Origin of the sequence: Paenibacillus glacialis (assembly GCF_001637205.1) — a bacterium.
GTDB classification, from domain to species: Bacteria; Bacillota; Bacilli; order Paenibacillales; family Paenibacillaceae; genus Paenibacillus_AQ; species Paenibacillus_AQ glacialis.
In genome coordinates, this window is record NZ_LVJH01000074.1 from 223822 (window position 1) to 236453 (window position 12632).

Here is a 12632-nt window from a genome sequence, read left to right on the forward strand (position 1 = left end):
GACTGCCGCTGTTATCATTCAACTATCGTTCTTACGTTAGTTCAAGAAAAGGCTGTTCACTACATTTGTCTTATTCCCTGAAATAATTTAAGTTAGTGATCTGAGCAGATGTCCTTCACTCATTCACCAGCCCCAACTGTACCAATTCATTTTGGATAAGAATTCCGAAGAAGTATCGATCTTAATCGCACGTCCATTCGGATCCTCGGTTATTCCAACATTCAGCGCCTGGGCGATGGCAGATAGTCTGAAATAATTATTCCCCTGAATGGTGTATGCGTCCATAGTCAGATAATCACCATTGATTTCTAGAGCAATATCCGATTCAGTAGCACTTGTCTGCTTATCGAGTAATGTCATGGCAAGCTCACCAGATACCGGTGTATATCGACTCTGGGTAGTAAGATAAATCATTCCTGATTCGTGATTGTAATCTAGCTCAAATGATTTGTTAGTATTATTTAGCACCATTGCGAGGTCGCGTAGTTTCATATATGTGCTGCCATCAATCTCAAACACCTGGACATTCTCCTTCTCCCCGTCTACCATCAAACGGAAAGTTGCAGGGTGAACATTCATTTTCACGGAAGGCTTATCAACAATATAATAAGTCCCCTCTCCGTTGTCTGAGACAACTCCTTTACCATTTTCGAAAGGTCCTCCATTGAAATTGAAAGCTCCGAAATTGAAACCAACTACTCTTTGATTGTATTTATTGATGTACCCTTGTACTGGAAGGCCGTATTCGTCTCTCGTACTGACAAGCGCAAGACCATCAGAAAAAGCTGAAACGGTTTCATACTGAGGTTTGATAACTTCTTTACCAGTCCGATCTACGAAGCCATTAAGACCATTTCTACCCACTTCTGCTAACCCATCCTTGAAATAACTTACATAGTTATATTGAGGTGTAACTATTTCTTTGCCAGAATGATCAATAAACCCCCACTTCCCATCCAATTCAACGGCAGCGAGACCAAATGTAAAAGGATAAACGTAGTCGTAGCGATATGGAATTACAACTTGATTCCTCTTGTCAATGTAGCCCCATTTCTCATTTATAGAAACAGCTGCTAATCCTTCAGTGAAAGGAAATGCTGCAGCATACTGTGGCTGAATGACGAATTCGCCTGCTTTGTTTATGTAACCATATTCGCCATTCTGTAGAACATGCGCCAAACCTTCCCCAAAGTTGTTAATTTCATCGAATTGTAAGGCAATCAATTCTTTTCCTTTCTTATCGACATATCCCCATTTGTCATTCTTCATGACTTGAATGACCCCGTCCTTTATTGGTATCGCAACCTCGTCATATTGAGGTTGAATAACCATTTTGCCACGCCTGTTTTGATATAGCCCCATTTGCCATCTACACTTACACCGGCAAGTCCTTCATAGAAATAAGTAACCGACTCGTACTGTGCTGGAATGAGAACTTCACCATTTCTGTCGAGAAAACCACAAGCATTTTGCTTCTCATCATAATTACAAAACTCTGCTAGCCCCTCATTAAAAAATCCCACATCATCGTATGGCAAATATTTGTTCTCCTTCACTGAATCAACTCCACTGCTGCTGATTTGTGCATTCGCAACTGGAGCGACGAAACAAAAAATAATAAAAACTGTTATAAATGCTTTGTGGTTTTTTTTCATTTAGCAGCCTCCAATTTGCTTATCATTTATATCTGATTATTGAAGCATCACTATATAATATCGGTCAACATTTCCCTGAAATGTAGATTTCCGTTTCTCCACCTGCCAGCAGAAAATAAATGAGCAAACCTGCCCGTTAGCCACACATGCAGCGCAAGCGCCGCACCACGGATTATGGAAGTAATTCCATTCTTCCATTGGAGCTTGCTGGGGCGTTGCCAGTCTACAACTTTATTTTCTGAGTCTAATGCTTTATTTTTCAGTCCAACACTTTATTTTCTTTGGACACTTGCAGGGATGCTTTCTCATACAAGGCTTCTTCGACATTATCGAACTGTTAAGGTATTAAAGTTATCCGATACTCCTCTCGTCTCCAACATACATATCTACGTATCAAATAATCAAATTGTGTGTGGTTATACTAACTTTAGCCTTAGGAGGCGATTAACTATGATAAGAGTGCTCAATGTGGATGGCCAAAAACTAACCCCATGTTTACTTCACCGGGCTTGGAGGGAAGTTAATCGAGCCCGTGCCATCTGGATCGACGAGCAGACAATCCAATTACTTTACAACCCATTCTCATTTCGAGAGTATAGAAAAGCTGCATTAAAACGGGATCATTACACTTGTTTGTGGTGTGGACGTCCCGCAACGACTGTAGATCATATTGTCCCTTCAAGCAAAGGAGGCTCAGATCTTCCCCAAAACTTACTCGCCTCTTGCATTGAATGCAACACGAAACGAGGAAATCGTTCAGCGTTCTCCTATCTTTTAGAAAAAGTACTTTCCGTGCCGAATTCTTTAAAGCTCTGTTACCGCATCATTAAAGCTAAACATAACCATCGTCGAGCGAACTGATGTAAGTACTCTTCACCGTCTTGAGGTGTTTTTTATCTTTTGCCTGTTTTCGATGAATTTATTGTTTAGCAGATCGAAACCTACCTTTAAGTGTATTCTATAAATTTGATTTTCAACAAAAAAAAAGCCGCCTCTTGATATGAACTGCACCCCAATTGTTAGACACTAACTTACTATTGGAGGTGCAGTTTTTTATGACCAGATTCAGTACAAATGAAAAAATACAAGCCGTTATGCGTTATAAAAAGGGATCAGACAGTTTGAAAACCATCGCAAAATCCATATATCTTCACCATTCTGTCTTTTCAAACTGGATTAGGCAATATGAGCATCATGGTGAAGAAGCTTTTAAAAAGGGCTATACATCATATTCTGTACAGATTAAACTAGACGTACTTAATTATATGAACGAATTCGGGACGTCTGCTAGAGAAACGGCTGCGATATTTAATATTGCGAGTCATAGTACCATTTTAAGCTGGCAAAGAAGCTTAGAATTACATGGAGTGGACGCCCTACAACCAAAGAAAAAGGGGCGCTCATCCATGAAAAAAGAATCTAATAAACGGAAGAATCAAATGTTAGTAGAAGGGTCTGTAGAGGCCTTACATGCAGAGGTAGAGCGTTTACAAATGGAGAATGCATATTTAAAAAAGTTGAATGCCTTAGTTCAAAACAAGGAAAAATCACCAAACAAGACAAAGCTCAAGTAGTCTATGAACTAAGGAACGGATTTTCGGTGAAAGCACTGCTACAACTAACAGATATCCCTCGTAGCACGTATTATTACGTGGTGAAAACGTTTAGTATGCCAGACAGAGATGCTAAGTTAAAAAACGTTATTCAAGCGATTTATGAAGAGCATGAAGGGCGCTATGGTTATCGTCGTATACGCGACGAGTTAGTGAATCGTGGATACCATGTGAATCATAAAAAGGTACAACGTTTGATGAAGGTATTGGGATTAAAATGCTTGGTACGTATGAAGAAATATCGTTCGTACAAAGGGACGATTGGCAAAATTGCACCGAACCTATTAGAACGTAACTTCCACGCTGAGAAGCCAAATGAGAAGTGGGTTACGGATATTACAGAGTTTAAATTATTTGGAGAAAAGCTCTATTTATCTCCAATACTCGATTTATATAATGGCGAAATCATTACGTATACGATCGGTTCAAGACCGGTCTACTCGCTGGTTTCAACGATGTTAGATAAAGCATTTAGTCGATTAACAGATGAAGATAAACTTCTTATTCATTCTGACCAAGGCTGGCACTATCAGATGAAACAGTATCGTCATGCCCTTGAAGAACGCGGCATCAAGCAAAGTATGTCCCGTAAAGGTAACTGCTACGACAACGCCGTCATTGAGAACTTTTTCGGCATCATGAAATCTGAGTTTCTTTATTTAAAGGAATTTGAAAGTATCGCACATTTTAAACAAGAGCTATCAAAATACATCGATTATTACAACAACAAGCGCATTAAGGCAAAACTAAAAGGCCTGAGTCCGGTACAGTACCGAACTCAGGCCCAACAAGTCGCCTAATTATATAACCTGTCTAACTTTAAGGGGTCACTTCACTTCAATAAAGGCGGTTTTTTGAACTATCGTGTCCCGTTAATTCAATACTAATTTTTTTTATTTCTAGATTTTATATCATTAGAAATTTATCTAGATGCTCAATAAATTTATCGTAGGGTTCAACACCATCAATGAAAGATTTCAGGCATTTCAATCCCTCCATTCAATTTAGATACTTTTTTAAGCTCCAAATTGAATATCTTTCAAAGATAATCAGAGTCCCTTCAAAGTTACTGACTGAAAGGCTCTCGGTTGCGACAACGCTGACTAGGTGGTGATCATCGGCGCGTTCCCTTATAGCTGCTACATTATTCATCCATTGTTTTTGTCAGTGAGTATATTCTGACATTGGCAATCATTTTGGAATTAAGTTTATTATCTTATCAAATACAGCAAAGTAATCAGAGAAGAAAGATTTTAAGAAACCTTGAATCAATTTATCTTTCTCTTTATCAATCTTTTCTTTGATCATATCAATTATTTTGTTTTCAAGTTTATTACTATTAAAGTTAAATTGAACGTCAACCTGAGGTGCTTCTAGTTTAGTTATTTCTTGCTCTAGATCTGTTGTAAGTACAGCAATGGCATTTGTTAAAGGATCACTTGCGTCAGTCTCATTAAGAAGAAAGTAAACAAAAACTTCTATTTTTATTGATGTAGTGGATAGATCCAATTTCACATCAGGTACTGAGGTTAATGTTATGGCTTGTGCAATTGGTTCGATTTTATTTTTTAAATATTCTTCACTCAGTTGTTCTGCTTTTTCTAACAGTTTTCTTTTTAGAGCATCAATGTTAGCTAATTCAATTAAATTTTGAATTTCCGATTCAATTTGTTTAACAAATAACTGTCCCTGTTCAGATAAATCATTGATATTAGAGACCACTTCACCCAATGCACTTTTTATTTGATCTTTTACTAAATTCTCAGCCTGTTTATTTAATTCAGCAGCGGCTTTTTGGGCAGCTTCAATGGCTTGATTTTTCAATTCTTCTTCCACACGTTTAGCTTGTTCTGCCAATGCTTCAGCTTGCTTTTTGAGTTCAGCCGCGGCAGCTTGTCTGGCAATTTCTTCAGCTGCTCTCTTTACTTCATTTGCAGCAGCTTCAGCTGCTCGAGCTGCTTCCTCTCTAACTGCTCTTTCTGCGGCAGCAGCTGCTTCGTCAACCTTATTTACGACTTTACTAGCGGCTTTCCGTATTTTTTTCATTGATAAACCCATATCTTTAGCTGGCTCCTTAAATTAAATTTAAACTTCTTTTAGTTTTTCAAATAATCTAGATACTATTCCTTTTCATTTTTGTACCTTCTATAGTCCTCACAAATGTACCCCTTTTTTAACAAGCATTTGATCTAGTTATGCAATACTGATTTCCGTAAATCGGACTTGATAAGAATATCCTGGATACTGCCAAACCATGTGGAGAATAATAGGATGGAACTTCAGATATTACACAGGAGGAGATGTCGATGAGCTATCGTATTTCCGCCACATTTCCGAGCGATCGGGATAAACATGGCACACTGGAACTATACGATTCTTCGGATACCTTAATATTCGGTCCAGTCCCGGCATTGGGACGAGGTTCGAACAAACCTGAAAACGGGCACGACCATAGGTTGTGGAAACTGAAAAACGCGGACACACCAACAGGAGAATACGAAGCGTCCATTATAGAGGCCAGCCCCGATGTATCAACCTATGGCCCATATCAGCGTGTGATGCTATACCCTGCAATTATGGGAAATGCAAAAATTGCCGAGGACAACGGTCGCAAGGATATTCTGATTCACGGCGGCGATCCGGAAACGGACAGCAGTAAGGAGTGGTATCCCCTAAAAGCGACCTATGGCTGCATTCGTGTTTCGAATGAGGACCAAAAGAAACTCATTGAGGCAATCGTTGTTTCCGGCGGGGGCAGTGGTAAAGTGATGATCACAGACGTGTAACAAATACTTTTATTTCGACGGATATATATTGCCTCCAAGAACTGATCATGTTCTTTTTCTTTAATCCACTATAAAGGGGCAGATGATGTTTAAAACGCGAAGCAAATCAAGTATACTGATAGCTTCCCACTCTTTCCACTCCAAAAATAAATAAAAAGCGAGCACCTGAATCCTAGTTCAGCAGCTCGCTTTATTCTTCTACTACTGATGTATCAATCTCTGGCAATAATGCTCATGGCTGCTGTTCTCAGTTATTTTAATGTAGTTAGATGGATACCTATAGAATACAAGTCAGCTGTAACGTCCCCTTCGACCTAAGCACTTTTGATAACATATAAAAATTAATAATCAATTATGTATTTATTTTCTAGCAGTATTCGATGAGCTGCCCTACGCTATTCCAGCACATTTATAAAGCGAAAAATTCTTTTAAACACTTGTTAATTCCATTCTTAAAGGATTTGTTTCGCATAACTGCCCGTTAGCTTAATGAAAAACTGACTTAAATCCTCGAAATGCTATGGGAGAATCCAATGAACAGAAGCGTGAATATCGTGTTATACGATGTTGCACACTCCTTGAAATACGGTCAAAGCTTCTTAATATGATAATTTGTTGTTAGAATAAAAATAGTAAGTGTTTGTTTTCTTTCATCTTCTTTATAAATTTAACGATTCCTCGAATAATAAATATTGATAAAATGATAATAATGACTGGAGCAATTTCTAAAATAAAAACAGGAAATAATGCTGATAATGAAACGAAAATCTCGTAAATAAAAAAATAATCAACTATTCCAACAACTACAAAAGACATTACAATCAATTGAAATTTCTGATAATAATAACTAAGCTTATAATAGGCTCTTCTTAAGTAATCAAAAGCTTTCATACTTCACCTCAATGCAATTTATTTACAATATGCTACGATTATGTTTAGAAATGGTTTCAGGTGTTTGTGTAATTGTGTATAACGATTAATTTGCGAACTTCGCAATTAATTCCATACTTGGAGTTATTCGCGAAGCGTTTAAACTATCCTGCCCGTTAGCACTCCTGTAGAGCGTTAATTATCAGCTTTGCAAAAAAACAAGCGCCTCGGTACGATGGGAGTACGCAACGGGTCATAGCCCTTAAAATCCCATCATCCAGGAGGACGCTCTACTATGAAGTTTAAATCGCAGGACAGACAAAATCAACTCATTGAAAAAATTACCGACCAGCATCTGGTCGTCGGGATTGACATCGCCCAGCAAACACATGTCGCTCGTGCTGTTAACTTTCGAGGAATCGTGGTCGGTAACCCCCTATCCTTCTCCAATGATGAAGATGGCTTTCAACTCCTTCTTCGGTGGATCCAAATGTTGCAATCCACTCACGCTTTAACGGAGGCTATTGTTGGCATGGAGCCTACCGGACACTACTGGTTTAACCTATCCAACTGGCTCTCGGATCGTCTGCTTGAAGTCGTTTTAGTTAATCCACATCTTGTGAAAAAGAATAAAGAGAACCGCGATAATACACCCTCTAAGAGCGACAAAAAGGATGCCCTAGTCATCGCAGACATGGTCAAAAACGGCTACTACTCATTCATTCGCAACACACCTGAAGCATTTGAGGAACTACGTGTCTTTCTCTCAAACCGCGACTCTGTCGTAACCAGACTCGTTAGTACGAAGAACCAAATCCATCGCTGGGTCGACATTGTGTTCCCTGAACTGCGACAAGTCTTCAAGAACATCATGTGTACCGGTTCATTGGCCACACTTCGTCTTTTTCCTACACCCGAAGAACTGTATAAACTTCAATCTCAAGACATCCTACAAGGTTGGAAATCGCTTATGAAACGGCATTCTGGTGAACGAAAAGCCAAAGCTCTTATCTCTTTTGCTAGCCGTTCTGTTGGCACTAAGCAAGCACCTCATGCCTACAAACTTCACTTGAAGCAACTTCTCGATGAGTACGACCTTGCTTGCCTGCAACTTAAAACGGTAGAAACCGAGATTGTTGCCGTTTTGGAACGGATTCCTTTTGCAAAATCTATGCTTGCTGTCAAAGGGATTAGTGCTATTTCACTAGCCGGTATTCTAGGTGAGGCGGGGGATTTGAGCGGTTATGTTCATGGGAATGCCTTACTCCGTCATGCTGGCCTAAACCTCGCAGAAGCTAGTTCAGGCAAATGGACCGGACAAATGAAGATTAGCAAACGCGGACGATCTCGCCTCCGTCGTTTCATCTTCATGATGACCATGAGTTTAGTAGCAAACAATTCAGAGTTCAAAGCTATGCATGCCTACAATGTACAGGTAAAAAAGATGAAGAAAATGAGGTCCATTATGAAACTGTGTGGCAAACTAGCTCGAATACTTGTTGGGATGGCTCGCCGCGGCGAAGCCTACAACCCTCCTAAAACGTTGCCTATTCAGCTAGCAGCTTAACCGATAATCTACCGTTTCGTTGTACGAGTTTTGGCTTATTCGCAGGATTTCAAAGAAAGCACGGAGTACCGGATGTATTAAACCAAAGGGCACCGACCCGTACCGTTAGCAAGACCGGCCTCCACCCCTTGGATAGGTGTAACGAAGGAATGAGAGGGCTATGACCCGTTGAGACATGGGAGTGAAAGCCTCCAAGGGCATCGTGGAGAATGCGTGCATAAAATGGAATTGTATGGGTAATATTTATTCCCCTCTATTCCCGTGCGCCTTCATGTTGCCGAATTCTAACACGGAGTTCCTCTTTTGGTCTTTCACCCCTTACCAACCGGGCGGAATCCTGCGAATAAGCGAGCATTCATGAGAAAACTATATCGTACCGAGGGAGTTCAATCGACTAAAATGCGTTTAGCAGATAGAGACTTCACTTGTTCCCATAGTCCCATCTTTGTCATTAACATGATCTGTCCCGTTCTCACAATTACTTTCTCTATCCCATTTTACTTCGTACTCATTATTTATGTGTTTTATCGAAATTATTCTGATCTCACCAAATGTACTATTCTTTTCATGATATTGCTGGACAATGAACTTGGCTTGTTCTTCTGTTACTTTCACATTTCCGTCTTTTGGTGTGCGTTGACACCCACTTAAAAGTGTTATTAATACAAGTAATATTAAAACAAATTTTTTGCTCATTCCATTGCCCCTTTTCTTAAAAGAACGTTTGTTTCTTGAATCTGAACAGACATGTTTAAGTAAGTTTTTGACCCATTTATTGTTCCCCACTATATGACGAAATTGGATTGTAATTGTTGCACTAAACTGCCCGTTAGCTCAATGAAGTGCGACTAAAATTTTGCATAACATGATTGCTTTTACATAAACCAACATCGCCACAATGTAGGTAACTTTGCGTCAAATAACGATAATGTAGGAACATTTGTGCATTTTTCATTGACACAAATGTTCCTACATAAATAAAGAAAAGCCTAATTGGTACTGGAATTACCTCTTTTCTATTTTAGCAACCCGCATATCGCCCATAAGACCTTTGAAGAAAAATTGAATAAAGCGTTCTTCGGAAATAACAGCATGATCGGAACGGTCAGTCTCTTGGAATTGGTTCATCGCTTTCTGGTACATGTTGAAATAAAAGAGCAGTTCGTCTTCCCTCAAGCCCTCTGCCATATACTGCTCTTCCAGCCCACGCTGAATAAGCCTCAGCAGAAACGGAATGAACTTCATCTCCAGAAACCGATCCACTCTCTCCTGCATCGCAACAATATCAGCAGATTGCTTCATGCAGTCATTAATGACCTTAACAAATTTCATTTCCTCCGTCATTACCGTATACATGAGCTTTGGGTAAGACATCTGGCCTTCTAATAAATGCTCATATCTCTTCAACTGTTCCTCCATCATTTCGCCGATAGCTTCAAATAACAGCTCGTCCTTGCTCCCGAAATAATTGTAAATGGATACTTGAGATACTTTTGCTTCCTTGGCTATTTCTTTAATCGTTGCTCTATGAAACCTGTCATGGTTCAGCTTCTCTTTCGTTATGGCTAATATAAGCTGTTTCTTCTGTTCCGTTCGTCTCTCAAATCCGTTCAATTGCGATCACCCCTACTATCCAACTTTAATTTTAAACTATCGCGATGTCAAATTTCAAAATTATATAGCGAATCAAATAAAGTTGAGCTATAATAAGTTTTGAAATAGTATCTAATCTAATTTCAAAACTAGGAGGCGCAACATGAAAACTCTGTACAATCAAAACACGGGCTATTGGTATCCTCGCCTTACCTTATTCATGCTAGAGACGATTATTTTGGCAATTGCCGGCTGGCTGCTTTTTTTTGATGGCGCGGAGGTTTTAAATGGTGTATTTCATTGGAACTTAACGAATGGTGACTCAGGACGGAATTTGCTTCTATTCATCCTTATTTTAATCGTTTTCGTTCGGATGAAATTTACGATGTTTTTTCTTTTAAGAAGACCTATGTCATGGCAGGAGGCGTTTAGTGTTCCGACGGCTTTTTCGTTGTATTATATCGTTATTCCTCTTCTCAGCTTGACCCATAACAAGCCGTTGAACGGATGGGACATTGTATTTGTCGTCATCTTCGTCATAGGTTCACTCTTTAATTCGCATGCCGAATGGCTTCGTCATCAATGGAAACAAAATCCTGAACATAAAGGAAAACTGTACACAGGCGGCTACTTCCGCTATTCGATCCATATTAACTATTTCGGCGATGTGTTATGGGTGCTTGCGATGGCATTCGTCGCATGGAACGCTTGGGCATTGCTCGTGCCACTATGGTTGTTCTGTTTCTTCGCATTCTACAATATTCCGATGCTGGATAAGCACCTTGCTGAGAAGTACGGCGATGATTTCGAACGTTACCGTAAAAAAACAAAAACATTTATTCCTTACTTCTATTAACTGTATCGTATTATGAGGTCACCAGATCTTTCTGGTAGACCTCATTTTTGTGTGGTCGTAAGATAGCGGTAGCCGGGGATAGAACGTTTCTGCCCGTGGGAGCTAGATCCCGAGAGCTATACAGTTCATCCCCCCTACTTGTTAAACCATGATTAGGCTGGTTGGGACAATGATCCCGAATCACATGCGATAATGTGGACGACAAGAAGGTTAGGGGTTGCCGGCGAATATAATATCGGGAGTGGTTGAATGAACCCTGTCATTGGATTGGATGTCACTAAAGGGGAAAGTCATGCACAAGCTTTTTCAGATCGAGGAACGCCCTACGGAAAGACCTTTCGATTCAAGCACAATCTTGAGGGATTAGCGTCCTTCCTTCGTTATGCTCAAAACGTGGAGTCCTTTGCTGGACAGCGTCCTGCCATTGTGTTGGAAGCAACGGGTCATTATCATAGTCCAGTTATACAGTTTCTAAATGAGCATCAATATCTGTATATCGTTATCAATCCGTTAATTTCACACCAAGCAAAAAAGATGAATTTGCGTAAAGTGAAAACGGATGTTGCTGACGCACACCAACTGGGGGAATTGTCTACAAAGAAGAGCTGGAGCCTTACAAAAAACGGGGTCAGTATCTGATGAATCTGCGTTACCTGACACGGCAACATGAGTCACTGACTGAAATGTATGTCCAGGCAAAGTTACAGTTTCAAGCGGTATTGGATCAAGTCTTTCCGGAGTATCACGGCGTGTTTGGTGACCTTTATTCTAAGGTGTCACTTCGTTTCCTAGCTCAGTATCCAACGTCTCAATCGGTGCTAGCGATGTCTGAGGAAAACGTGACAGCGAACATACAACGCCTTGTTGGACATGTCGCCTCTAACCGGTGGTCATTGGAACGATCACAGAAACTAATGGCTGCAGCAGAGCGAAATCCCTTCAGGGAGACCGCTTTTCCGAGTCATTTAATCTCATTGGAGCTGTTTATTAATTTACTTCTTCAGTATCAGGAGCATCTAGCGAAACTTGATAAATCAATAGAGGCCCTGGCTGAAGAATTACTGGAGTATGATTTAATCCAATCGATACCCGGCATTGGTACTAAAATTGCTGCAACAATTTTAGCTGAGATCGGAGAAATCGATCGGTTCGATCATGCAAAGAAACTAGTTGCGTTTGCCGGTATTGATCCAAGTGTCTTTTCTTCCGGCAAGTTTACAGCAACCCGAAATACAATCACCAAACGCGGTTCCAGGAGACTCCGGACAGCCTTATATCAAGCTGTGCGATGTGGTTTGCGAAGCTCACGTAATAAGAAAATTAGGGCTTATTACGACAAAAAGCGAGCAGAAGGTAAACCGTTTAAAGTAGCCGTGATCGCATGTGTAAATAAACTGATCCATTGGATTTATGCGATATTGACCAAGAAGGAGCCTTTCTGCGTCGACTGAATAAGTAACATTTAGATATCGAGGAAGGCCTTCCCAAATTCTATGGGACGGTTATTTGTTATGCGTTTTTATTAGTATAGCACCCTTCGTTTTCTTCATTAATAATTAAATATTGACAAGCTATTAGCTGGTATAGTTGAACAAATAAAAAACGGCTGCCGAAGCAACCGCTATTCCACTAACGTGTCCCGTTAGTTCAATAAATCTTAACCTCAATCCGCGTGGCTCAACTTACCCGTTA

Annotated in this window: 11 protein-coding genes and 1 pseudogene; 6 read left to right on the top strand and 6 right to left on the bottom strand. The window is 40.0% G+C overall.

Annotated elements, in window-relative coordinates; translation table 11 throughout:
• Nucleotides 1-123 precede the first annotated feature (123 nt).
• Nucleotides 124-1332, bottom strand: a complete 1209-nt coding sequence (locus tag PGLA_RS26330; protein ID WP_161488005.1) for a WG repeat-containing protein — start codon at nucleotides 1330-1332, stop codon at nucleotides 124-126.
• Nucleotides 1290-1655, bottom strand: a complete 366-nt coding sequence (locus tag PGLA_RS26335; protein ID WP_068538168.1) for a WG repeat-containing protein — start codon at nucleotides 1653-1655, stop codon at nucleotides 1290-1292. Before PGLA_RS26335 ends, PGLA_RS26330 begins: the two co-directional genes overlap by 43 nt.
• A 450-nt stretch (nucleotides 1656-2105) precedes the next feature.
• On the opposite strand from PGLA_RS26335, the gene PGLA_RS26340 reads away from it, so the two are divergent.
• Both PGLA_RS26340 and PGLA_RS27230 read left to right on the top strand, forming a co-directional pair.
• Complete coding sequence (locus PGLA_RS26340; RefSeq protein ID WP_068538169.1) at nucleotides 2106-2516, top strand: HNH endonuclease; 411 nt, start codon at nucleotides 2106-2108, stop codon at nucleotides 2514-2516.
• A 194-nt stretch (nucleotides 2517-2710) separates the two neighbouring features.
• Nucleotides 2711-4068, top strand: a protein-coding gene (locus tag PGLA_RS27230; RefSeq protein WP_145939688.1) for an IS3 family transposase whose coding sequence is annotated in 2 segments (ribosomal slippage) — nucleotides 2711-3164 and nucleotides 3164-4068 — 1359 coding nt in all. Because the reading frame shifts where the segments join, the coding sequence is not laid out codon by codon here.
• Between the two features lie 391 nt (nucleotides 4069-4459).
• On the opposite strand, the gene PGLA_RS26355 is transcribed toward PGLA_RS27230, so the two are convergent.
• Nucleotides 4460-5326: a hypothetical protein gene (locus PGLA_RS26355; RefSeq protein ID WP_068538172.1), complete on the bottom strand. Its 867-nt coding sequence runs from the start codon at nucleotides 5324-5326 to the stop codon at nucleotides 4460-4462.
• A gap of 248 nt (nucleotides 5327-5574) precedes the next feature.
• Between PGLA_RS26355 and PGLA_RS26360 the strand changes: the two genes are divergently transcribed.
• Complete coding sequence (locus tag PGLA_RS26360) at nucleotides 5575-6054, top strand: L,D-transpeptidase (RefSeq protein WP_068538173.1); 480 nt, start codon at nucleotides 5575-5577, stop codon at nucleotides 6052-6054.
• Between the two features lie 618 nt (nucleotides 6055-6672).
• On the opposite strand, the gene PGLA_RS26365 is transcribed toward PGLA_RS26360, so the two are convergent.
• Nucleotides 6673-6945 carry a hypothetical protein gene (locus PGLA_RS26365; RefSeq protein WP_068538174.1) on the bottom strand — a complete coding sequence of 91 codons (273 nt, stop codon included), beginning with the start codon at nucleotides 6943-6945 and terminating at the stop codon, nucleotides 6673-6675.
• Between the two features lie 274 nt (nucleotides 6946-7219).
• Here PGLA_RS26365 and PGLA_RS26370 point away from each other — a divergent pair, with 274 nt between their 5' ends.
• Nucleotides 7220-8491 (top strand): IS110 family RNA-guided transposase, encoded by a 1272-nt coding sequence (locus PGLA_RS26370; RefSeq protein WP_068538175.1) that lies wholly within the window; start codon nucleotides 7220-7222, stop codon nucleotides 8489-8491.
• Between the two features lie 405 nt (nucleotides 8492-8896).
• Here PGLA_RS26370 and PGLA_RS26375 read toward each other — a convergent pair whose 3' ends face one another.
• Both PGLA_RS26375 and PGLA_RS26380 read right to left on the bottom strand, forming a co-directional pair.
• Nucleotides 8897-9187: a hypothetical protein gene (locus PGLA_RS26375; protein ID WP_068538176.1), complete on the bottom strand. Its 291-nt coding sequence runs from the start codon at nucleotides 9185-9187 to the stop codon at nucleotides 8897-8899.
• A 309-nt stretch (nucleotides 9188-9496) separates the two neighbouring features.
• Nucleotides 9497-10105: a TetR/AcrR family transcriptional regulator gene (locus tag PGLA_RS26380; protein WP_068538177.1), complete on the bottom strand. Its 609-nt coding sequence runs from the start codon at nucleotides 10103-10105 to the stop codon at nucleotides 9497-9499.
• Nucleotides 10106-10247: 142 nt separating this feature from the next.
• Between PGLA_RS26380 and PGLA_RS26385 the strand changes: the two genes are divergently transcribed.
• Nucleotides 10248-10940, top strand: coding sequence for a DUF1295 domain-containing protein (locus PGLA_RS26385; protein WP_068538178.1), 693 nt, complete (start codon nucleotides 10248-10250; stop codon nucleotides 10938-10940).
• A gap of 249 nt (nucleotides 10941-11189) precedes the next feature.
• Nucleotides 11190-12391: pseudogene (locus PGLA_RS26390) on the top strand (IS110 family RNA-guided transposase).
• Nucleotides 12392-12632 lie beyond the last annotated feature (241 nt).